General features: G+C 35.4%; 24 protein-coding genes. 17 read left to right on the top strand and 7 right to left on the bottom strand.

Features of this window, described 5'->3' with window-relative positions; all coding sequences use genetic code 11:
- Positions 1-7: 7 nt before the first annotated feature.
- Both BK574_RS06035 and BK574_RS06030 read right to left on the bottom strand, forming a co-directional pair.
- On the bottom strand, positions 8-1,180 hold the full coding sequence (locus BK574_RS06035; protein ID WP_238457965.1) for a glycosyltransferase family 2 protein: 1,173 nt from the start codon (positions 1,178-1,180) through the stop codon (positions 8-10).
- 267 nt (positions 1,181-1,447) lie between these two features.
- Positions 1,448-2,626 carry a GTP-binding protein gene (locus BK574_RS06030; RefSeq protein WP_078427927.1) on the bottom strand — a complete coding sequence of 393 codons (1,179 nt, stop codon included), beginning with the start codon at positions 2,624-2,626 and terminating at the stop codon, positions 1,448-1,450.
- Between the two features lie 230 nt (positions 2,627-2,856).
- Here BK574_RS06030 and BK574_RS06025 point away from each other — a divergent pair, with 230 nt between their 5' ends.
- The 3 genes from BK574_RS06025 to BK574_RS06015 all read left to right on the top strand — a co-directional run bounded on the left by BK574_RS06025 (position 2,857) and on the right by BK574_RS06015 (position 4,878).
- Positions 2,857-3,708, top strand: coding sequence for an SDR family oxidoreductase (locus tag BK574_RS06025; protein WP_078427926.1), 852 nt, complete (start codon positions 2,857-2,859; stop codon positions 3,706-3,708).
- Positions 3,709-3,865: 157 nt separating this feature from the next.
- A complete protein-coding gene (locus tag BK574_RS06020) occupies positions 3,866-4,591 on the top strand; it encodes a serine hydrolase domain-containing protein (protein ID WP_078427925.1) in 726 nt (241 codons plus the stop codon).
- Complete coding sequence (locus BK574_RS06015; RefSeq protein WP_218970544.1) at positions 4,591-4,878, top strand: hypothetical protein; 288 nt, start codon at positions 4,591-4,593, stop codon at positions 4,876-4,878. The genes BK574_RS06020 and BK574_RS06015 overlap by 1 nt, the downstream gene beginning before the upstream one ends.
- Positions 4,879-5,074: 196 nt before the next feature.
- Here BK574_RS06015 and BK574_RS06010 read toward each other — a convergent pair whose 3' ends face one another.
- Positions 5,075-5,557 carry a DUF456 domain-containing protein gene (locus BK574_RS06010; protein WP_078427923.1) on the bottom strand — a complete coding sequence of 161 codons (483 nt, stop codon included), beginning with the start codon at positions 5,555-5,557 and terminating at the stop codon, positions 5,075-5,077.
- Between the two features lie 192 nt (positions 5,558-5,749).
- The gene (locus BK574_RS06005; protein ID WP_075389268.1) at positions 5,750-6,115 is read right to left on the bottom strand and encodes a hypothetical protein; all 366 of its coding nucleotides are present in this window, start codon (positions 6,113-6,115) and stop codon (positions 5,750-5,752) included.
- Between the two features lie 495 nt (positions 6,116-6,610).
- On the opposite strand from BK574_RS06005, the gene BK574_RS06000 reads away from it, so the two are divergent.
- Together BK574_RS06000 and BK574_RS05995 are read left to right on the top strand one after the other, a co-directional pair.
- Complete coding sequence (locus BK574_RS06000) at positions 6,611-7,240, top strand: transporter (RefSeq protein ID WP_078427922.1); 630 nt, start codon at positions 6,611-6,613, stop codon at positions 7,238-7,240.
- 224 nt (positions 7,241-7,464) lie between these two features.
- Positions 7,465-8,034 carry a nitroreductase family protein gene (locus BK574_RS05995; protein WP_078427921.1) on the top strand — a complete coding sequence of 190 codons (570 nt, stop codon included), beginning with the start codon at positions 7,465-7,467 and terminating at the stop codon, positions 8,032-8,034.
- A gap of 111 nt (positions 8,035-8,145) precedes the next feature.
- Here the strand turns inward: BK574_RS05995 and BK574_RS05990 are convergent, their stop codons facing one another.
- The gene (locus BK574_RS05990) at positions 8,146-9,105 is read right to left on the bottom strand and encodes a calcium/sodium antiporter (protein WP_078427920.1); all 960 of its coding nucleotides are present in this window, start codon (positions 9,103-9,105) and stop codon (positions 8,146-8,148) included.
- A 214-nt stretch (positions 9,106-9,319) separates the two neighbouring features.
- Here BK574_RS05990 and BK574_RS05985 point away from each other — a divergent pair, with 214 nt between their 5' ends.
- The 10 genes from BK574_RS05985 to BK574_RS05945 all read left to right on the top strand — a co-directional run bounded on the left by BK574_RS05985 (position 9,320) and on the right by BK574_RS05945 (position 16,510).
- A complete protein-coding gene (locus tag BK574_RS05985; protein ID WP_078427919.1) occupies positions 9,320-10,459 on the top strand; it encodes an MBL fold metallo-hydrolase in 1,140 nt (379 codons plus the stop codon).
- A gap of 137 nt (positions 10,460-10,596) precedes the next feature.
- The gene (locus BK574_RS05980) at positions 10,597-11,163 is read left to right on the top strand and encodes a sulfurtransferase TusA family protein (protein ID WP_078427918.1); all 567 of its coding nucleotides are present in this window, start codon (positions 10,597-10,599) and stop codon (positions 11,161-11,163) included.
- Positions 11,164-11,232: 69 nt separating this feature from the next.
- Positions 11,233-11,460, top strand: a complete 228-nt coding sequence (locus tag BK574_RS05975; RefSeq protein ID WP_078427917.1) for a sulfurtransferase TusA family protein — start codon at positions 11,233-11,235, stop codon at positions 11,458-11,460.
- Positions 11,461-11,553: 93 nt separating this feature from the next.
- Positions 11,554-13,218: a SulP family inorganic anion transporter gene (locus tag BK574_RS05970; protein WP_078427916.1), complete on the top strand. Its 1,665-nt coding sequence runs from the start codon at positions 11,554-11,556 to the stop codon at positions 13,216-13,218.
- 6 nt (positions 13,219-13,224) lie between these two features.
- Positions 13,225-13,788 (top strand): carbonic anhydrase, encoded by a 564-nt coding sequence (locus BK574_RS05965; RefSeq protein WP_078427915.1) that lies wholly within the window; start codon positions 13,225-13,227, stop codon positions 13,786-13,788.
- A gap of 127 nt (positions 13,789-13,915) precedes the next feature.
- Positions 13,916-14,392 carry a DsrE/DsrF/DrsH-like family protein gene (locus BK574_RS05960; RefSeq protein WP_078427914.1) on the top strand — a complete coding sequence of 159 codons (477 nt, stop codon included), beginning with the start codon at positions 13,916-13,918 and terminating at the stop codon, positions 14,390-14,392.
- A 130-nt stretch (positions 14,393-14,522) separates the two neighbouring features.
- On the top strand, positions 14,523-14,744 hold the full coding sequence (locus BK574_RS05955) for a rhodanese-like domain-containing protein (protein ID WP_078427913.1): 222 nt from the start codon (positions 14,523-14,525) through the stop codon (positions 14,742-14,744).
- A gap of 104 nt (positions 14,745-14,848) precedes the next feature.
- On the top strand, positions 14,849-15,295 hold the full coding sequence (locus tag BK574_RS28070) for a rhodanese-like domain-containing protein (RefSeq protein WP_142247912.1): 447 nt from the start codon (positions 14,849-14,851) through the stop codon (positions 15,293-15,295).
- Positions 15,252-15,575, top strand: a complete 324-nt coding sequence (locus BK574_RS05950) for a rhodanese-like domain-containing protein (protein ID WP_180320608.1) — start codon at positions 15,252-15,254, stop codon at positions 15,573-15,575. Before BK574_RS28070 ends, BK574_RS05950 begins: the two co-directional genes overlap by 44 nt.
- A 260-nt stretch (positions 15,576-15,835) precedes the next feature.
- Positions 15,836-16,510: a peptidylprolyl isomerase gene (locus tag BK574_RS05945; protein WP_078427912.1), complete on the top strand. Its 675-nt coding sequence runs from the start codon at positions 15,836-15,838 to the stop codon at positions 16,508-16,510.
- Between the two features lie 265 nt (positions 16,511-16,775).
- On the opposite strand, the gene BK574_RS05940 is transcribed toward BK574_RS05945, so the two are convergent.
- Positions 16,776-17,066 (bottom strand): SAV0927 family protein, encoded by a 291-nt coding sequence (locus BK574_RS05940; protein ID WP_078427911.1) that lies wholly within the window; start codon positions 17,064-17,066, stop codon positions 16,776-16,778.
- A gap of 391 nt (positions 17,067-17,457) precedes the next feature.
- A complete protein-coding gene (locus tag BK574_RS05935; protein ID WP_078427910.1) occupies positions 17,458-17,889 on the bottom strand; it encodes a CBS domain-containing protein in 432 nt (143 codons plus the stop codon).
- 349 nt (positions 17,890-18,238) lie between these two features.
- Between BK574_RS05935 and BK574_RS05930 the strand changes: the two genes are divergently transcribed.
- Positions 18,239-19,696, top strand: a complete 1,458-nt coding sequence (locus tag BK574_RS05930; protein ID WP_078427909.1) for a UDP-N-acetylmuramoyl-L-alanyl-D-glutamate--2,6-diaminopimelate ligase — start codon at positions 18,239-18,241, stop codon at positions 19,694-19,696.
- An 87-nt stretch (positions 19,697-19,783) separates the two neighbouring features.
- Positions 19,784-21,622 (top strand): WG repeat-containing protein, encoded by a 1,839-nt coding sequence (locus BK574_RS05925; protein ID WP_078427908.1) that lies wholly within the window; start codon positions 19,784-19,786, stop codon positions 21,620-21,622.
- Positions 21,623-21,794: the final 172 nt, after the last annotated feature.

Raw genomic sequence — 21,794 nt, 5'->3', positions numbered from 1 at the left:
CTTGTGATTATTTTTTCTTTCGGAGCGTTTTTAACGGATAAAATGTCCCACGCCAAACGATACCGCCACGGATTGTCGTAAGAATTGTTGCCCGTGTAATACAGTACATAAACAGAACCGTAGAAATTGGAAATACCCAAAAATACCGAAGTGCATCTTTAGCCATAACATTCGATGTTTGTTTGTAGACAAGAAACAGAAGAACTATTGAGATCAAATACACGATTCGAGTCGGTCCTTCCGTAAGAAATAGTGCTATAAAAGGGAATAATTGTGAAATAAATAAACCTGAAATGGCAAACAAAACCATACTGTAACGATAATAAAGACCAGCAAATGCATTTTTTTCAAGACCAAGGATTGCTTCTTTTAACGTCCGATACCATTCAACATCGAGATGCTCCAATGCAGAAACAAACCGTTGTTTCTTTCCTAGTTTTTTTATCTGAATCCCAAGCATTAAGTCATCGTCGGGACGTTCACGGATCGAACGATGGGTGCCAATGTCTTCATAAGCTTCTCGCTTTAAAAGATTAAAAGCACCGATCCCAATGGCAACTTTACTTTGATCATCATTTGCTTTCCAAGGTCGTTTAAAATAGGAAAAACCAAAAAGAAAAAATGTAACAAATGCTTTTGCCCAAAACCGCTTAACATTCATATTTGGAGCTAAAGTCAAATGATCTACATCATTTATTACCATGTACGAAATTGCCTTTTCTACCGTGTCTTTTTTATAGTATACATCGGCATCGGTAAAGATGATAAAGTCTCCTTTTGAAGCTAAATACCCTTTATACAATGCATGGTTTTTTCCGAGCCATCCTTCAGCTAATTCCTCGATATGAATGACTCTTACTCGGTTATCACCGAGGCTTATTGTATTTATAATTTCACCTGTTCGGTCTGTAGAACGATCATTCACGACAATCCATTCTATGTTTTTATACGATTGTTGGAGTTGGGTTCGAAGGCTACTTTCAATATCTTTTTCTTCGTTACGGCCAGCAACGATTATTGAAACGAGTGGTTGTTCATTTTGATCGAGCTTATTTACTTTTACATCTTCTAATTTTACAAGTTTTCTCATCCCAATGGTCGCATCCACTAAAACAGATAACCAAAAAAGACAAGTGATTGTCGCAAGAAAAAACATGATCTTCACCACATTTACTTTCATTTACCTCATATTATACGGAAAAGTATAACGTTGCTTCAACAAACTGTCATAAATAAATTCACTCGAGGTGGATTATTTAAGGTAATGTAACGCAAGTATCTCTTCAGACTCAGTAAAGAATTAGCAAACTCTTAAATAATTAAGGGAAAAGTAATACAGATAGTTATTAAGTGTGTAAAAAGAAGCTGGGTCATGAGTAAGACTGTCTACCATCATGATCCCAGCTTTTTTTATCAATGCCTTACGTACGCGTTACTTATTGCAGTTTTACGCTTCAACAAAACGAGGAATCGGATCGTGAAACGCTGTCCATTCCAAATTCATTTCTTCATCGGTTAGTAGACATCGATCGAGCGATGCTTCGACCTCAGCATGCTTCATGTCAATTCCGATTAAGACTAGTTCTGTCATACGATCTCCGAAGACAGGATCCCATTTCTCCAATAATTCTGGTTCTTCTTGGAGTGTTTTCTGTTTCTCAGTCTCTGAGTAAGCAGCCACCCATTCACCAGCACCTTGAATTGTTACTGCCGATCCTGCTTGAGAGAGAAGACCCGCCATGTCATTTCTTGAGGCCAACCAGAAAAATCCTTTTGCTCTTACGACATCTATAGGCCAATTTTCAAGCCAGTCCATTAATCGCTGAGGATGGAAAGGTTTTCGTCTACGGTAAACGAATGAACTTACTCCGTATTCTTCGGTTTCTGGAATATGTTCCTCGTTCAATTCTTTGATCCAACCAGGAGATTGACTCGATTTTTCAAAATCAAACAGTTTTGTATTTAAAATTTCTGAAAGAACGACGTTAGATTGTGAAGTAGGGATGATCTTCGCATCTGCATTCATTTTTCGTAAGAAAGCTATTAATTCTTGCGTATCACTATCTTCTAATAGATCGGTTTTATTTAAAATAATCACATTCGCAAATTCCATTTGGTCAATCAATAAATCAGCGATATCACGTGTGTCTGTATCATCTGTTCCTTGTTTACGATCTAATAACGATTCACCCGATGCGTAATCTTCCCAAAAACGGTTCGCATCAACAACCGTAACCATCGTATCCAATCGACATTTTGAAGTTAAATCAATATCCATTTCCTCGTCCAAATAGGTGAACGTTTGTGCGACAGGGATCGGTTCACTAATGCCTGAAGATTCGATGACTATGTAATCAATACCACCTGCATCTACTAATTGTTCAACTTCTTTCATTAAATCCTCCCGTAACGTACAGCAAATACAGCCATTTTGCATTTCCACTAACTTTTCTTCGGTTCTTATAAAGCCACCGTCTTTAACCAGTTTAGCATCAATATTCACTTCACTCATGTCATTCACGATTACAGCGACTTTCAAACCTTCACGATTGGAAAGGATATGATTTAATAAAGTTGTCTTTCCCGCGCCTAAATAACCACTTAATACTGTTACAGGTACTCTCATTTATTGTAAACCTCCTAATATACTTTCAAAATACTACACGCCCTCATTAAAAGTAACCATTACGATTTAAAGTCTAACTGAATATATTATGTTTGTAAATAGTATTTATTACGATTTACTCTAAAAATGATTTCCTAAAAATAGAGGAAGAAGCTATGTAAGGATAAAATCGTATAAAGTGATATGATACAAATGAATATAAAAGAGCAATATACATAAGGAGAAGACAGATGAATAAAAAAGTAGTCTTAATTACAGGAACAAATAGTGGCTTTGGTTACTTAGCGACAATAGAACTTGCTTCGAAAGGTTTTTTCGTCATTGCCACAATGCGTGATCTATCAAAAAAACAAGCTTTATTAAAGGAGGCAGAGCAACAAAACATATTAGATTATATTGAAGTATTTGCATTAGACGTGACCAATGAACAACAAATAGAAAACGTGAAACAGCATGTTAAAGCGAAATATGAGAAAGTCGACATTCTTATAAACAATGCAGGATATAGTATTGGCGGAATGACTGAGTTACTTGAATTAAGTGATTGGAAAGCGCAATTCGATACAAACCTTTTTGGAGTGATCGCGCTAACGAAAGCCTTCCTACCATGGATGCGAGAAAACCGTAGTGGAAAGATCATAAATATTGGAAGCATTAGCGGCCGTGTTGGCTTTCCTGGATTAGGTCCATATGTGTCTTCTAAATTTGCACTCGCTGGATTTAGTGAGTCACTCCGTCTCGAATTACTTCCCTTTCAAATTCATGTTAGTTTAGTAGAAGCTGGATCTTATAAAACTGCAATTTGGGGGAAAGCATTAGGGAAAATAAATCCCACTACACAAAGCGAGTATGACGAATACATGAAAAAGATCTACAAGGAAGCGAAACGTTCGGGCGAACAGGCTGCTGACCCGAATGAAGTCATTCAGGTCATCGTAGACATCTGCGACTCGCAAAATCCAAAGTTTCGCTATCCTGTTGGAAAGGGAATTCGACTAACTATGTTTTTAAAAAATTTACTACCTTCAACATTTTTTGAAATGATTGTCCAAAGAAAATTAAGAAAAGGTAACAGGGAATGAACTAATACTAAAAAGAGAAGTCTCGTTAGTTTTGTATTTAATGAATCCGAATGTGCACCTATAAATTCATCCAATCGCTCATTAAGTAAAGGATAATTTCTCTTAATTGTCGAATTACTCTTAATTGTAATTCGAATAATCAATTACGGGGTGCCCTATGATTAATCAAATTGACGAGTATTTGTCGAAGAAGTCTAATTTTTCTGGAAGTGTGCTAATTGCACGCAAAGGAGAAATCCAGTTTCATAAAGCGTTTGGATTTGCAGATATGGAAAAAAATATCAACAACACAGTAGATACACGTTTTTCAACAGCTTCGGCCATTAGTAAACCGATCACAGCGATTGCTACGTTACAGCTGATTGAACATGGGGTTCTATCGTTAAATCAAAAAATAGGAACATTCTTTCCGCAATACAAAACTAATTTAATTACGATCCATCATCTCTTGAATCATACATCAGGCATACCCAATTATTTAATGCTTAGTAAAGCAATTGATATGCAAAAAGAGTATAAACCTGAAGAAATCATCAACATTGTTCATGCTAAAGGCTTGAGTTTTTCACCAGGCAGGAAGTTTTCCTATAACAATACAGGCTTTCTCATGCTTGGATCGATCATTGAACAAGTTACGGGAAAAACTTATGAGCAATATGTAAAAGAGAATATACTTGAAACGATAGAAATGAATGACACAGGTTTTGAAAGAGATGACTTTGAATATACAGCAAAAAATTATATTAAGGGGAGACCAGGTATTTTCTTTAACCCTTCGCTCATGTTTGCATGCGGTGAAATTCATTCAACTGTGGGTGATTTATATAAATTAGATCGTGCGTTAAAAGAACATCGACTACTTCGTGAGAAAACGGTAAAATGATGGAAGAGCCTAGTTATATTGGGAAATGGATTACTGTCGGTTATCCATGGCTCATAAAAAATCAATTTCAAGGACGAAGCATTTGTCACGGTGGAACACACCCTGGAGGGTACATCAGTCATTTCGAAAGATATATTGATGAGGATGTTACGATTATTGTTCTAAGCAACAATATGGTCAAACATTCTAGATTATCGATGAAAGAGTTAGGCGCAACCTGGATTGCAAGAGAACTGGCGGAAGTAATTTTTGCGAAAAAACTACGATTTTGGCAGAAATTTTTATAAATTAATAGATTTCTCTTATAGAAGCAGAAGTTGATATGAACTACCAGTTTCTGCTTCTTTCTCTGGTTTCAACTGTTAATCGACCTGGTTGGAAAATGTATAAGTCAATTCTAATCGTTTATGGTCCTAATCTAACTGCATAAAATTCTAACCCCATCATATAAAATTTTACATTAATTCAGGTCGATATAAGCTCTTAATTAAGAAAAACATCTACCAAAAATACAATAATCATCACGAGCTGAAAAACGGCTTTCGCAAACGTCCCACTTAAAAAGGCGATGAATGTTCCTAAAGCGACTTTCAAAGCGTCCTTTAACGTTTTTCGTTGAACAAGCTCCGTAACAAGAACGAGTAAAAATGGAACGACCAATATCCCAAACGGTGGGAACACAAAACAACCGACAATGACACCGACTGTAGCCGCTCGAATGCCCCATTTAGTACCTCCAGATCGCTCGACAAAATACAGATTTGCCAAATAATCCGTTAAAAATAAAACAATCGTTAATAGGATAAACGTTCCCCAACTCCACCACGAAACTGTCGCAGAAATGAAAAAATAGTATAAAACAACACCCAACCAAATTAACACAACCGATGGAATGATCGGGTATATCAATCCTACAAAACTCAAGACGAAACATGCTATAATGATGATCCAAAGAAATATATCCAAATTCTCACCTCGTGTTAGATTTTAACGAAATCGATCTAGATATACAAATGGTTATTTCTCTAGTGAACTACCCCTACTTACCACCATTACCGATTGCTTGAAGTGGGAGCTTCTTTCGGAAAAGCGTTAAATGTTAAGCTCTAACAATGAAGAAAACCAGCAATAGTCTTACCTATTGCTGGTTTTCTAGTTTCAATCCATTTCCTGAACCCATTTATGTTTAGTATTCATTAGTGATTGAATACAACGATGTGACTTCTCCTTGTCTTGAAAGAATTCCCATAATTGCTCTTGAAGTACAGGAACAACCGACATAGATTGTGAAGACACCGCTTCTCGCATATCTTCATACATCGTTTGATAAAAGTCTATATCTGACTGTTTATCGCCACAATGACATTTTCCGCCGCAAAGGTGTTCATTAAGATTACTATAAGACGATTTTAACTCATTTTTAATTTTTTCCATTAACTCACTATTCCAATATTCATGAGTCAATAACTTCAAAACTTGTAGGGCATGATCGTGAGCCACTTTTCCAGTATTCATTACGGCCATTGCTGTACCTCCTTTGTAAGATTGATATCGAACTTGATAATAGATTCAATTACTAATTATAATTTTACGAATTTTCTAATAATTTTGCAAGTATTTTAACCAAATTGTCAAAATCTGCTGTCTAATACTAAAAGAAAAGACAAGGACTATACACAATTTGTTAAGCTGACTTCTCTTTGCTCTTTGATACATTCAAACTATTAACTTAATATAAAAAAACAGTCAAATATTGAAGTTTTTATTTATTAGTAATTTCAAAAGAAAAAGGGAGCCTGAGTGTCTCATATCAATTTTTATCCCGCAACAACTGGCAGTATTACCCCTACTTCAAGACTTCGAGGAATCAAAGAAGGATAAGTGGGGGAAGAAGAAAACCCCTCACTGATAGGAGTTTCATCTTATCTGTAAATGCAAGTTTAGTAGAAAAATGCTATAGTAAAATAAGTTGCATAAAAAGACCTCCATATTATTACTACAGGATGGAGACATCATCAAATGAAATTTTTTCAACGGATTTACGAAGGCACGATGATCCTTTTAGTTGTTCTAACTATCATGACGATATGGGCAGACAATCCTTATAACCAGGTAGTAAATTGGGGTGTATGGGTTATATTTGTCATTGACTTTTTATTTCGTTTGATAAGGGCCAATGAAAAATGGGTTTTTATTAAACAAAATCCATTCCTTTTAATAGCGGTAATACCACTTGACCAGTTTTTTCAAATTGCTCGTATTGTTCGAGTTGTTTACTTATTTAGAATCAAGACCGTTACGAAATTTTATATACAACCAATCATTGATAAAACGTCTTATCAATCAAAAGTCGCTGTATTAGGAATTCTTCTTCTTTTATTAACCATAAAATCGATATTATTATGGAAAATTGAAGTTAAAGTTACCTCACTAATAGAATCATTTGTTTATGTTATAAAGCACTTAATGTTCTTTGGTCATCGCAGTGTCGAAGTCACACAATTTGGGTCCATTATACTTTTAGTCATTATCACCATTTTAGGAGTATTGCTTCATGGTATTGCTTTACAGTGGCTTTTTATAAAGGTTGAAGAATTTTATAACCGATACAGTGATCGTAAAAATAAAGAAAAGGAAGAACAGTTATAAATAGCTCTAATGCTGAATTTTCGACATAAATAGTTGTTAGAGGATTTGTTTACATTTCCCTTATCTCATCCCGTAGTATTAAGAGAATGTATTTAAAAAAGATCTTTTAACTTTCCAGCATAGGGTATCTCTATGGACAGGCTACTATTAACATATTTATTGTTATCATCATATAAATGAAAAGTATTCCTGGGCTCACAAATTAACTGAGGGAGTGTTAGTGAATGGAATTATTTGATGCGATCAAAACAAGGCGAAGTATTGGTGTCGTTAAATCTGATCCTATCCCAATCGAATATATTCAACAAATTCTCGAAGCAGGTACTTTTGCACCCAACCACTTCAAAACAGAACCTTGGCGCTTTTTTGTTCTAACGGGTGTTAGCCGAGAAAAGTTAGGTGAGGTATTTGAAGAAATTTCAAAATCTGATGCTGATAATCGAACAAATCCAGAATTAATTAAAAAAATAGAACGGGTCAAAAAAAACCCACTCAGAGCTCCAGTTATTATAACGGTAGGTGTGGAACCTAGTACAAAAAAGAATGTAGTGATCCAAGAGGAATATGCTGCGGTTAGTGCCGCGATCCAAAATATGTTATTAGCTGGTCACGCGCTTGGTTTAGGAGCAATTTGGCGAACGGGAGCGATATGTTACCATAAAAAAGTAAGTGATTTTTTTGGAATGTCTGATCGTGGAGAAATTTTAGGATTTATCTATCTCGGGTTTCCCGATATGAACGTGCCTAAAGTAAAAAAAACGAGTTATAAGGATTATACGACATGGATGACATAAATAGTTTACAGTAGACCAAGGTGTGACTTTACTAAAAAGTTCACACCTTTTTGTCTTATCAAAAATTTTAATTTATTAAATACAAGCTTCATCTAAGACAAAACTAAATTTTTAATTCCTAATAATAATGATTACAAGATATAGAATATAAGCGACCGACATCATTACACCTTCTGTTTTTCCAACCCGATATTCCGTTCTAGAAAAAATAAACAATTCAACCGTTAACACTATCATAACGATGACATCAAAAAAGATTTTCGGGTCTACAGATAGCGGAGTAATAATAGATGAAACCCCTAATACAAATAATATATTGAATATGGAGCTTCCCACAATATTACCTAAAGCAATTTCACTTTGCTTTTTTAATGCAGCTGTAACAGAAATGACAAGTTCAGGCAGTGACGACCCAATTGCTACAATTGTTAAACCTACTAATGTTTCACTCATTCCAAAGGTATAGGCAATCACTGTACTATTTTCTACAACTAAGTAACCACCAAATATGATCGCCGCTAAACCACCTAGAGATAGTAGTATATTTTTACCCCACGTATGCTGGGTGTTAGTAGCATCATTTTCTTCAACAAATGTTTCACGACTATTTCTTGCCATCTCAATAACATAGTATAAAAAAATACAAAAGAACAATAGAAAAACAATACCGTCACTCCGCGAGAGGACATTGGCTGGAGCCCCCTGTAAAAGTTGATCACTCATTAAAATAAGTAATGCAATACTAGCCAAAAACGCTAACGGAATTTCTTTTTTTATCGTTGCCCTTTCAACTTTAAGAGGGTATATGAACGCGGTTACCCCAACGACGAGAGCGGTATTGATAATATTACTCCCAACGACGTTCCCAACCGTAACATCTGTATTTCCTTCTAACGCCGCGATTATACTCACGGTTGCTTCTGGAGCACCTGTACCAAATGCAACAATTGTAAGTCCAACTAATAGGGGAGACACCCGTAATAAACTAGCAATTGCAGCTGAACCATCTACAAAATAATCTGCACCTTTTATTAATAAAGCAAACCCTACAAGTAATAATATGTAAACCATCTGCTAATCCCATTCCTTTTAAATGTAATAATGATTAAGTTTCTCTTTTTTTTTAAAGAGTATCCATATAATGAAGAAAAATGGGACAGTAACAACAAAATAGCTAATCAAAAAAATTGGAATTACGTGTTGACACATATACCCCTATTGGTATATTATTAAGACATCGACAAGATACCTTGCTGGGTATAATGTAAATAAAGGAGATGATGTTATGAGTAATGTAAAAGATATGACAGCAAAAGATATTATGGAACGTATCGTTAATAATAAAGAACTTTTTATCCTTGATGTCCGTAATGAATCAGACTTTCAAGATTGGAAAATAGAAGGTAAGTCATTTTCTTATCTAAATATGCCATATTTTGAACTAATTGAAGGTGTTGACTCGATTATAGAACGATTACCAAAGGATCAAGATATTGTTGTTGTATGTGCTAAGGGTGGCTCATCTGCATTTGTAGGAGAGATGATCGTTGAAGCTGGGTTTAACGGAGTTTATTCGTTAATTGATGGAATGAAAGCGTGGAGTGAGCATTTACACCAAGTTCGTATTTATGAAGACGAAAAAATCAAAGTCGACCAATTTATCCGTATTGGAAAAGGTTGTCTATCCTATATGGTTACATCCGATGATCAAGCATTAATTGTAGACCCAAGTCGCTTTACCGATGTATATATTGATGCTGCGAAAAAAGAAGGAGCAACGATTACACATATTGTTGATTCTCATTTACATGCTGATCACATTTCAGGAGGTCATGAACTAGCGGAAGACTTAGGCGCAAAGTATTTTCTCATGAAGAGTGAAGGAGCAATATGTGACTTTGAAGCATTAGAAAACTATGAAAAGATCGAGTTTAACAATATTAAATTAGAAGTATTAGCGGTAAAAACACCAGGACATACACCTGGTAGTGTCTCGTTCTTCGTCAACGACAAATTATTATTCTCAGGAGACACCATTTTCGTAAGTGGATTAGGTCGTCCAGACTTAGGAAATAAAGTTCGTGAATGGGCCGATGATTTATATCACACCATTTATGATAAAGTAGCTACTATTGCTGATGATGTTATCGTTCTTCCAGGTCACTACGCTAATTATGTAGAGGAAGTAAATGACAAAGAATTTATTGGCGACCATTTAGGAAATATTCGTGCTCGAAATGAAAAAATGTTTTCGATGACAAAAGATTCATTTCTAGATCATGTGGAACAATCTGCGTCTTCTGTTAAACCACCGAACTTTGAAGAAATTATTGCGATTAACCGTGGAGTTGAACGAGCAGATAAAGATCGGAAGCAAGAGTTAGAAATTGGACCAAACCACTGTGCAGTACACCATACTCACTAATTTGGTGTAGATTATTAACAAAAAAGATAGGTTTATTTTACACATTATAATACCTCTATAGGTAAAAAAGTTGACTAATCACTGTTTGCATTTTATTATACTTATAGGGGTAAAGGTATATTGAAGGAGGAAGTTATATGTCAATCAAAGTAAATCAAGTATTAGATGCAAAAGGATTAGTATGTCCAATGCCAATTGTTCGTACAAAAAAAGCAATGGATCAATTAAACTCAGGTGAAGTGCTTGAAATTCAAGCTACAGATAAAGGGTCATTAGCTGATATAAAAGCGTGGGCTAATTCAACAGGTCACCAATATTTAGGGACAAACGAAGAAGAAGAAGTTCTAATTCATTATTTACGAAAAGCCGATCCTTCTGAAACAAAAGAAGAAGTCGATTACCCACATGTCATTTCTAATGAAGAGTTAGAAGAAAAAATCGGCGAAGTTGGAGTAACAATTTTAGATGTACGTGAGCCAGCAGAATATGCGTTTGCGAGAATACCACAGTCCATCTCAATTCCATTAGGTGAGTTGGAACAACGTTTAGGTGAATTAAATCAACAAGACGCTATCTATATTATTTGCCGTACTGGTAATAGAAGTGCAATGGCAGCTAAACATTTAACAGACCATGGATTTACAAATGTAATTAATGTAAAACCTGGAATGACTCAATGGACAGGAAAAGTAGAAACTAATTAACAAAACTACCTTTTAAGAACCACTTTAAGACGATTATAAAACGTTTATATATAAGAGGAGATGACTTTAATGGATAGTAACAAAGTATTAGATGCAAAAGGATTAGCTTGCCCAATGCCAATCGTTCGTACAAAAAAGGAAATGGATCAACTCGACTTAGGTCAAGTACTTGAAGTGCACGCAACAGATAAAGGATCAAAAGCGGACATTGCTGCGTGGTGTAAAGCATCTGGAAACGAATTAGTTCATCACGAAGAAGATGGAAACGTATTTAAATTTTGGATCAAAAAAGCATAGATACTATTCCAATAAGAAGAGGCTGTTCCATATTAAAAACTACTCAGCAACCAAGGACCAGCCTTTCACCTTCATTAGAAAGGAGGGATTTCGTTGCTGAAGAAAATATTTCCAGGGCTTGAGTGGATGCTAACCTATAATAAACATGATTTACGTGGTGACTTATCTGCAGGTTTAATCGTAGCCATTATGTTGATCCCACAAGGTATGGCCTACGCGATGCTAGCAGGATTACCACCAGTTATCGGTTTATACGCGTCCACCATTCCACTTCTTGTCTACGCCTTATTTGGCTCTTCAAGACAACTTGCAGTCGGACCTGTTGCAATGGTATCTCTACTAGTATTAACAGGGGTTCAGACCCTAGCGGAACCAGGTTCAAATGAATATATATCACTTGTTCTTTTACTTGCTTTAATGGTAGGGGTTATCCAACTTGCTCTCGGTTTACTTAAACTCGGTTTTGTAACCGAATTTATCTCTCATGCTGTTATTAGTGGATTTACATCTGCAGCAGCCATTGTCATTGGACTTAGCCAACTGAAACACTTATTAGGCATAAATTTACCATCTACTGAAAATGTATTCAAATTACTTTATAAAGCATTTGGCCAACTGACTAGTATTCATCCTTACACACTTTTAATTGGTGTAACAAGTATTATCATATTAGTTGCTTTAAAAAAATGGTTACCGAAAGTACCAGCGCCGCTTGTCGTCGTTGTTTATAGCACACTTTTAGTGTATACATTAGACCTACATGAAAAAGGGGTAAGTATTATAGGTAAAGTACCAGATGGTCTACCGACAATTTCTTTTCCAGTATGGAATATTGAATCCATCAGCGCTTTAATGCCAATAGCGATTACCATTGCGATTATTGGTTTTGTGGAAAGTTTCGCGATAGCCAAAGTGATTGCAACAAAGGAAAAATATAAAGTTCATCCGAACCGTGAATTAATTGGTCTTGGTCTTGCTAACGTTTCTGCATCGACGTTTTCAGGTTATCCAGTCACTGGTGGGTTTTCTCGATCAGCTGTAAACTACGGAGCTGGAGCAAGAACAGGATTGGCTTCGATCATCACCGCTGTCTTAATAATATTTACTTTACTATTTTTCACATCATGGTTTTACTATATGCCAAATGCTGTCCTCGCTGCCATTATCATGGTTGCTGTTTACGGGTTAATTGATGTTAAGGAAGCGAAACACTTATTAAAGATCAAAAAAATCGATGGAGCAACTTTGTTAATTACCTTTGCTTCGACTTTGACACTAGGAATCGAAACGGGGATTTTCATTGGTGTTATTTTCTCTCTCATCGTCTTTATTTGGAGAAGTGCGAATCCACATGTGGCCGAATTAGGGTATGTAGAAGAAGCGAACGTCTACCGAAATATTAAACGTTATCCTTCAGCAATTGCAAAAGAAAATGTATCAATTTTAAGGATTGATTCGCCATTATATTTTGCAAACATTACGAAAATCGAAGAGATGATTCAACACAAATTTTTAGAAAATCCAACCATTCATACGGTCATTCTTGATTTTTCAGTAGTGAATGATATGGATGCTGTAGCAATTGAACATTTAGATGAATTGTTAACCACTTATCAAAGTATTGGAAAAGAGATTGTGTTCTGTGATATTAAAGGACCTGTCCGAGATATCCTAAAACGTGCGGGTTGGTATGAAAAATATAAAGGCAAACTCGAGTCTCATTCAATTGATGAAGCACTTTCAATAATAAAGGAGTGAGTATCAATGGAATGGCAAGAAATACAAACTGAAAATAAGTTATTCTTTGAAAAAATGAAGAAGATTGATCCTCAATTTTTTGAAAGAATGGTTCAAGGGCAACAGCCTGAATTATTTGTTTTAGCATGTAGTGACTCTCGAGTCAGCCCATCGGTCATTACGCAAATGCCACTTGGAAAGCTATTTATTCACCGGAACATCGCTAACCAAGTGGATGAACAGGATGAAAGTTTTTCAGCAAGCTTGTACTATGCTTTAAAACATTTACATGTAAAAGGAATTCTTATCATCGGACATACTCACTGTGGCGGAATAGAAGCTGCAATTAAACGAAATAACGAAGCAGCTTTGCAACCGTGGTTAAAAATCATCCGCCAATCAATACCTACTAAAACAAAGACCACATACCCAGCACAACTATCAAAAGTAAATATACTGAAACAAGTCGAGAAATTATTAGCACATCCCATCTACCAAGCGCTCGGACAAGATATACCTATCATTCCTGTTCTTTATCATATTGAAAACGGAGAAATCGAACTAGTTGATTCTGAATTAGCACTAGTATAAAAATGGCTGATTAATATAACTATACGTCTATACACAAACGGAATTTGTTATTGACAAATATACCTTTATGGGTATATTATAAAAGTCCAATAAATACCCATATAAGTATTAATAGGAGGAGATATAAATGGAACAAAAGAAAGCGACGATGATTGTGTTTGATGGAGATTTAGATAAAGCATTAGCAAGTTTTATTATTGCAACAGGTGCAGCAGCAATGGGGAAGCCTGTCACGATGTTTTTCACTTTTTGGGGATTAAATGTTTTACGTAAAGATGAACATATCCCAGTAAAAAAGAACTTTCTAGAAAAAATGTTTGGTAAAATGATGCCAAGAGGTCCTGAAAAACTAGGATTATCAAAAATGAACTTTGGTGGGGCAGGATCTAAACTGATGAAGCATATGATGAAAAAGCACAATGTCGTTTCGTTAAATGAGCTAATCGAGATGGCTAAAGATTTAGATATTAAGATGGTTGCTTGTACAATGTCAATGGATGTTATGGGAATCCAAAAAGAAGAGTTAATTGATGGTATTGAGTATGCAGGTGTTGCCACGTATTTAGCTGAAGCTGAAGAAGGAAATGTAAACTTATTTATCTAATAAACTTGTACGAACATATATATAAATAGACTAGTATCCTTTATTTAATAATATGTTATTCTGAGAAAAGGAAGTTCAAAGTAAATTTACTTTCCGATATTCCATTTTAATCAGTAGAGAGGTTTTCGGTATGAAACAGAAAATCAAAATGGCCGTTTTTATAATAGCGGTTGGCGTAGGAGTGGCTATTATGTTTTTTGGAACATCAAATGAACACATTCAAGAAATTACGACTTATGAACTTGCTACCAAAATGAAAACAGATAAAAATGCGATATTTATTGATGTACGTGAAGTCGAAGAATTTTCCGAAGCTCATGTTGAGGGGATGACAAATATCCCACTTCTGTAAACTTTAGTTACGTATTTTACCAACTGTATTTTTACTTAACAAACGACATTCTATCCTTTAATATAGTAGAATAGCAATGTAGTCGGTCGATTTAGGAGGATCAAATGGCTATTATTTTATTCATTCTTTTCTTTATAATGATATTATTATATCGAAGGTTTGTTCCAGTTCGAGGCGTAAAATGTACAAACCTTATTCATATTAATGAAGATATAAAAATTCTGGACATACGTGACTACAATATTGCTAGTCATCAGCCCATTACAAGGGCTATTAATATTCCTTTCGCCTATATTAAGAGATATTATCATCCCTTTAAGGGTAAAAAAGTAGTTGTTATATCCAATGATGTTGTGGCTAAGAATTTATGTATCCGTTTTTTAAAACAAAAGGGTGTTACAGTTACTGGTTACTATTTATGCCGTCCTTCTAGTGAGGAAAGCCGAAATATGTTAAAAGGAGTGGATACAATTGGATATCATAAAATGGATAATTGTAATCGTCCTTATGATTTTAACGATTCGAAACTTTTTACCCGCAAAAGGAGTTAAACAACTCAGTAATAAAGAAGTGAAAACGATCGTTAGTCAAAAAGACATTCAATTAATAGATGTAAGGTCCGCTTTAGAATATGAGTTAAACCATATTGAAGGTTTTAAAAATATTCCATTATCTAAAATTAGCAAAAGACACTTTGAATTAGATCGTGAGAAAGAAGTTGTTTTAATTTGCCAAAGTGGCATGAGAAGCAATAAAGCAAGTAAAAAATTAAAGAGACTCGGCTTCACGAACATTACCAATATTAAAGGCGGAATGTCTTCTTGGTCATAAAAACACCCCCACGTTTCCTCCCATGAAAATGTTGCGAAACGTGGGGGTGTTTTTACGATAAAAATACTGCTCCTAATTCATTATTCACCGTGGAGCTTAAATTTAAGGTAGTAGTGTAGAAACCATAAACGAATTGCTTTATTATTTATTAATCATGCTATAATGGTTTGTAGTTTTAATGAGAAGTAAATCAAAGGTACAAATCTTTTTATATGTATTCTAGAATACGTTAAACTTTTTTCAGTAAGAAGGGAGAGCTAATGATGATAAAAAGTCGCTTGAAGAAAAAAAAAGTACTTACATCACTTTTAATTGCGGTTTCATTCGGTGTTTTTACGGCAGGATGTGGGACAAGCACGAGTGAGCCACAAGAAGAATACGGAAATGAAGAGGTTATTAACCAAGCTAGTTTAGAAACCAATCCGATTGTAACGATTACGATGGAGAACGACGAACAAATTAAGATTGAACTCTTTCCAACGATTGCACCAAATACCGTAACTAACTTCGTTTCTTTAGCAGAAGAAGGATTTTATGATGAAGTTATTTTCCATCGTGTCATCCCAGGGTTTATGGTTCAAGGTGGAGATCCTGATGGTAGTGGAATGGGAGGACCTGGTTATTCGATAGCAGGAGAGTTTACTGCAAATGGTTTTGAGAATCCGTTAGTCCATGAACGGGGAATTATTTCAATGGCAAGAACAAATGATCCAAACTCAGCAGGCTCACAGTTCTTTATTATGGTGGAAGATTCACCTCACTTAGACGAGGATTATGCAGCTTTTGGAAAAGTACTAGAAGGTATGGAGACGGTTGATCAAATTGTACAAGTCGACAGAAATGCTCAAGATAAACCAAACGAAGATCAAAGAATGAAAAGTGTCACTGTAGAAACACATGGAGTGGATTACGGAGCACCTGAAGTGATAAAGTAGTATGTAGGAGGCTGACCTCTAAACGAAAAGTTGACTTTTTGCTAACATTTAGGCAGTGTTTAAATGATCATTATTACTTATAATAGTCGAACCATTTAGAGTCATCCTCATATTTTTAAGAAACGACTTTATATTTTCCTGTTCCTTTACAATTTGGGCAGGAAATTTTTTTTGAAAAAATAAACCATATCCTTTTTGGTACCCAACCCCTTCCATGACAACGTTTACATATTATGAAAATTGCCAATATCTCCTCCTTACATAATCATGCGGTGTCATCTTTCTTTACTAATGGGATTTTTGTTTTTAATAAGGCAGAAACTTCTTGTGCTATAGCATCATCTTTAATACGAAACACTTTTTTAACAATAGCAGTGTCACTTACATCATGAAAGTCTAATAATGATGAATTGCCGCTTTGAAGACAAGTGACTAGTGTCTTCCCAAAGAAGTGATCTGAAAATACAAGCGTGAAATCATACATCCTGCTTTCTGAAGCATACCCAATGTGTTGAACTGTCGATAAGTCGTCCATACCATAGATTGATTTAAACAATTTCATCACTCCTTTATTCAATTGTTGTTAAAAAGTCTTCTAGAATTGAACCAAATAATTGAAGGGGAAGGACATCAAGAGGGTAAAGTTAAATCGGATTTCGTATTGTAAAACGTAGAAGATCAAGTATAGATTAGAACTTTTATGTTCCCACTTTTCCATTTGATAAATAATGGTTAATTCAGTATATTCATTCACTCCATCTGTCATTCCAATTTAAATAAATTTTTTACAATATCTTCTATACTCTTCTTTTTCCTCTATAACTTTAGTATGTAATAGCTTTTCGTTTAATTTGACTCCAATAGTAGGTTTATAATGACGCAAAGAAAAAAGAGATTGACTAATTAATACGTCAACCTCTTAGGGATAGCTATGCTTTTATTAAAATTTATTCATGTGGAAACGATGGGTTTGAAATACTGGAAAGTGCTTCACCAGCTTCATTTTGGTAGATATTTTCCACGGCAAGATCGCCAATCGCCACCATTCCAACTAATTGTCCGTTATCTACTACTGGAAGCCTTCGAATTTGTTGTTGAGCCATTAATTCGGCCGCTTCATGCACATCCATTGTTGAATTTGCGGTTACGACATGATTAGTCATACATTGTGAAACAGAGGTATGACTATCAACGCCTGATGCTGTTGTTCTTAACGTAATATCACGATCAGTAATAATCCCCGTTACTTGTCCACTTTCTACCACAGGAATAGAGCCAACATTCAGTTCTTTCATTAATTTTGCAGCTTCTTGGACTGTTTGTTGAGGTGACACTGAAGCAATATTAGTGGTCATTATATTTTGAAGTGTTTGTGGCATTATAACTCCTCCTTTTCATATTTAGTATTTCCGAGTTCACCACCGCTATGTATATAGGTTTGAAATTAGGGATTTCCTCGTTATGTTCTTAGGTTAAAGACCCGCACCTCTTAGCTTAGCGTAGGTGGGAAGTTCTAATCAGGTGAAGTCGAAACTCCATCTGATTCCCGATGTTCCAGCTTGCTGGAAGGAGTTCGCGAAGTTTGTGTTTTAATAAGGTTATTATTTTTCAACATGGGGATACTAGTTCAATATTAGAAATTCACAATTAAATATAAGGTCTTTTTGAAAATAAGTAAAAAATTGTAGGTAAATTATAGTTAAACTACTATAAGGAGTCAAAGGATCCATGAAGTTGAGTTCTTTATTACAAGCAATCGAAATTGACAATATACCGGAAGACATTCCTGATATTAATATTAGTGGGTTGCATTTTCATTCACAAAAGATAAAAAAGGGTTTTGTATTTATTGCTATTTCAGGATATGAAACGGATGGACATCAATTTATTGAAGATGCTATCAAATCTGGCGCTGTCGCAATCATTGGTGAAAAAAAATGGAGTAATCCGACTATTCCCTATTTTCGAGTGAAAAATAGTCGAAACAGCCTTTCTAAACTTGCCCAATGTTTTTATGGTACTCATACAAGTAACAAAACCTTTATAGGGATTACAGGAACAAACGGGAAAACAACGACCTCCTATATGCTTCGTCATATATTAGAAAGTGCTGGTATTCGCTGTTCATTAGTCGGGACGGTTGCCAATATTATAAATGGAGAACAATTACCTCCATCTAATACGACACCTGATCCACTTACATTACATGAACTCATCCACAAGAGTAAAGATGAAATTATCATACTAGAAGTATCTTCACATGGCTTAAACCAAGGAAGAGTGGATGATATCCCGTTTGATTATGCACTTTTTACGAATTTATCGCATGATCATCTTGATTATCATGGGTCTATTTATAATTATTTTGAAGTTAAAGCACAACTATTTAATAAACTATCTCCTCAAGGAGAGGCCATTATCAGTAACTATTGTGATTGGAGTAGAAGGCTACTCGATCGATTAACTATTGAACAAAAAAATGTATTTTCTGTTGGCTATGACGAAATTGATCATATGAACTTAGCAAATGTGAATGTTGAGTTTTCAACGGAATTTGATCTTAAGGAAGGTAATTATGAATATAAAGTGACGTTACCATTGAGTGGATTACATAATGCACAAAATGCGTCACTTTCTTTTATGGTCGCACGTAGACTCGGTATTCATGCAACACAAGTGATTGATGCACTAAATTCATTTCCTGGTGTGCCAGGCAGGTTCGAAACGTATAACCACGAAAATGGAGCAACTTGTGTAATCGATTATGCACATACACCAGATGCACTAACCCATAGTTTACAAACTTTAGTAAAAAAAGGTGCAAAGCGTATCATTCATATTTTTGGGTTTAGAGGAAATGGAGATCGTTCTAAACGAAAAGAAATGGTAGAAATATCTTCGAAATATAGTGATCTTTTTATTTTAACATTAGACGATTTAAATGGAATGGACTCCCAACAGATGGTAGACGAGCTTCACCATCTACAAAAGGTATACGGAAATGGAAAAGGAACAGTTGTAGAAGATCGTACAATTGCTATTCAAGCTGCACTCGAACAAGCCGAAGAGGGAGATTGGATATTAGTTACTGGTAAAGGGCCTGAATTTTATAAACAAGTATTTCATTATCCGACCTTTTCAGATAAAGAAACCATACTTTTTCATTCAGAAGCTTATGGAGCTTAATATTCCATAAGCTTTTTTTATCGGTCATGTACCTAAAAATTCCTTTCCCCATATACTATTCCAACTAGGATTAGGGAGAAATGAATAATGCGAGAAGATCCAAATTCTATAAACTTTGTCCGTCACTTTTTGCCCAAATCATCATTATCAGTAGTATCAAAGGAGCTTGGAGAAAAGTCCAATTATCAACGATCCAATCAGGAACAATGTCGCCTTTATCCTGCCTCGGTCAATACAGCATCAGGAATGAAATGGGGTTACATTAATCGACAAGGGTATTTCGTTCTTTCCGCACAATATGAAAGTGCAGATGACTTTCAAGAAAATGGTCTTGCAATCGTGACAATAGACAATAAAACTGGATTAATCCAGTGTTCAGGTTCATTTGTTGTGAGACCTATATATGAATCCATTCTACCATTTACAGAAGCGCGAGCAGTTGTCATAGACGAAGATGGATTTAAAGTCATCGATGAAACTGGTAATGAGCGAACAACGAAAGCCTATAATTTTATTGCACCCTATGAAGACGGACGCGCGGTCGTAGCTAACACTTCACCTGATGGCAAGTACCTATATGGCTATTTGGATCGAAGTGGTCATGAAATCATTCCGCTTCAATACGAATTCGCAATGGATTTTAAAGCTGGAAAAGGACTTGTTCGGTTACAAGACAACAACTTTGCATTGATAAATGAAATTGGGGAAATTTTGCAAACATACCCATTTCAAACTATGAGCAGCTTTAGCGAAGGTCTAAGCGCTTTTAAAAACACATTTAATGAACCTTTCGGCTATGTAGATGAGCAAGGAACCATTGTCATTACCCCTCAATTTTCCACTGCCCAGCCTTTTCAAGATGGAAAAGCAGCCGTAAGCACAGCGGCATCTGATCTCTTTAATCGCTATGGTTTAATCGACGAGAAGGGGAATTTTGTCATTCCACCTCAGTACAATGATATTTTACAAATTGGAGAAGGTCTTGTTGCACTAGGAAATGCAATTGATGCTGATAAACCATACATCGGATCAGTTTATGCGATAGCAACAACAGCGGGTCGTCGTCTCACCGATTTTATGTATAACTCAGTATCTAGCTTCAAGGATGGATTAAGTTCGGTAACGAAAGGACAATTCACATTCTTTATTAATAAAACAGGACGACTTGCGAAAAACTATCCTGTTATTGCAGGTACAGGAACAGTTAGTTTAGAAAACGACCTTATCAAAGCATTTGTTGATCAACGTGTTTTGTATTTTGATCGAGCAGGAACTCTAGTATGGAAACCGAATACGATCATTCCACTAGATCAAAACAATCAAATTCGCGAAGTGAAATTCAGCCCAAACAAAGACTATCTCGTATACTACCCGGTAATCGAGGGGATGAAAAACAAAGAAAAACAAGAAGTGATCAATCAGTTATTAAAAGATAAATCAAATGTGAAAGACGTACCTCGTGATGTTCAATTAGATTATACCTATTCTGGTGATTTTTCTATCGAAATGTATAGAGGTAACTTACTCGTGATCAAGCTGTCAGCTTACGAATACCCGTTTGGGGCAGCACACGGCATGCCAAGTCAAGAGTTTATTCATATTAATTTAATTACCGGGGAGGTATACGAATTAAAAGATTTATTTAAACCAAATGTAGATTATGTAAAAGTGTTAAGTGACATTATTGGCAAGCAGATAGCAGAGCAAAATGAATTTTTATACTTTTTCCCTGATGCCTATCAAGGAATTAGAGCTGACCAGCCATTTTATATTACTGAATATGCCCTAGCTATTTACTTTTTACCATACGAAATAGCGGCATTTGCAGCAGGGTTTCCAACATTCAAAATTCCATTTGACGACATTATCGATTTGATCGATGTTGAAGGGTCATTTTGGCAGGCATTTCATGGAAATAATGGTTAGCCTTTAAAGTGAAACATCATGCAGTCGGTTTTTTCATAGCCTATGCATGTTAGTTGAGGCCTACACCATAAATGTCAGTTCGAATGGTTAAATAACTGAGGTAGTTCTCTTACTGTATTATACATTTCATGCGATGTTTAAATGATATCGCATTTTTTCATGATTATGGATA

The sequence above is a fragment of the Alkalihalobacterium alkalinitrilicum genome (assembly GCF_002019605.1).
Classification (GTDB): domain Bacteria; phylum Bacillota; class Bacilli; order Bacillales; family Bacillaceae_F; genus Alkalihalobacterium; species Alkalihalobacterium alkalinitrilicum.
This window is presented reverse-complemented; position numbering and strand designations above follow the sequence as displayed.

Bases quoted from the DNA above. Each gene is read 5' to 3' on its own strand.
- BK574_RS06035 (WP_238457965.1), bottom strand. From the start codon at position 1,180: ATGAAAGTAAATGTGGTGAAGATCATGTTTTTTCTTGCGACAATCACT.
- BK574_RS06030 (WP_078427927.1), bottom strand. From the start codon at position 2,626: ATGAGAGTACCTGTAACAGTATTAAGTGGTTATTTAGGCGCGGGAAAG.
- BK574_RS06025 (WP_078427926.1), top strand. From the start codon at position 2,857: ATGAATAAAAAAGTAGTCTTAATTACAGGAACAAATAGTGGCTTTGGT.
- BK574_RS06020 (WP_078427925.1), top strand. From the start codon at position 3,866: ATGATTAATCAAATTGACGAGTATTTGTCGAAGAAGTCTAATTTTTCT.
- BK574_RS06015 (WP_218970544.1), top strand. From the start codon at position 4,591: ATGGAAGAGCCTAGTTATATTGGGAAATGGATTACTGTCGGTTATCCA.
- BK574_RS06005 (WP_075389268.1), bottom strand. From the start codon at position 6,115: ATGGCCGTAATGAATACTGGAAAAGTGGCTCACGATCATGCCCTACAA.
- BK574_RS06000 (WP_078427922.1), top strand. From the start codon at position 6,611: ATGAAATTTTTTCAACGGATTTACGAAGGCACGATGATCCTTTTAGTT.
- BK574_RS05995 (WP_078427921.1), top strand. From the start codon at position 7,465: ATGGAATTATTTGATGCGATCAAAACAAGGCGAAGTATTGGTGTCGTT.
- BK574_RS05990 (WP_078427920.1), bottom strand. From the start codon at position 9,105: ATGGTTTACATATTATTACTTGTAGGGTTTGCTTTATTAATAAAAGGT.
- BK574_RS05985 (WP_078427919.1), top strand. From the start codon at position 9,320: ATGAGTAATGTAAAAGATATGACAGCAAAAGATATTATGGAACGTATC.
- BK574_RS05980 (WP_078427918.1), top strand. From the start codon at position 10,597: ATGTCAATCAAAGTAAATCAAGTATTAGATGCAAAAGGATTAGTATGT.
- BK574_RS05975 (WP_078427917.1), top strand. From the start codon at position 11,233: ATGGATAGTAACAAAGTATTAGATGCAAAAGGATTAGCTTGCCCAATG.
- BK574_RS05965 (WP_078427915.1), top strand. From the start codon at position 13,225: ATGGAATGGCAAGAAATACAAACTGAAAATAAGTTATTCTTTGAAAAA.
- BK574_RS05960 (WP_078427914.1), top strand. From the start codon at position 13,916: ATGGAACAAAAGAAAGCGACGATGATTGTGTTTGATGGAGATTTAGAT.
- BK574_RS05955 (WP_078427913.1), top strand. From the start codon at position 14,523: ATGAAACAGAAAATCAAAATGGCCGTTTTTATAATAGCGGTTGGCGTA.
- BK574_RS28070 (WP_142247912.1), top strand. From the start codon at position 14,849: ATGGCTATTATTTTATTCATTCTTTTCTTTATAATGATATTATTATAT.
- BK574_RS05950 (WP_180320608.1), top strand. From the start codon at position 15,252: ATGATTTTAACGATTCGAAACTTTTTACCCGCAAAAGGAGTTAAACAA.
- BK574_RS05945 (WP_078427912.1), top strand. From the start codon at position 15,836: ATGATGATAAAAAGTCGCTTGAAGAAAAAAAAAGTACTTACATCACTT.
- BK574_RS05935 (WP_078427910.1), bottom strand. From the start codon at position 17,889: ATGCCACAAACACTTCAAAATATAATGACCACTAATATTGCTTCAGTG.
- BK574_RS05930 (WP_078427909.1), top strand. From the start codon at position 18,239: ATGAAGTTGAGTTCTTTATTACAAGCAATCGAAATTGACAATATACCG.
- BK574_RS05925 (WP_078427908.1), top strand. From the start codon at position 19,784: ATGCGAGAAGATCCAAATTCTATAAACTTTGTCCGTCACTTTTTGCCC.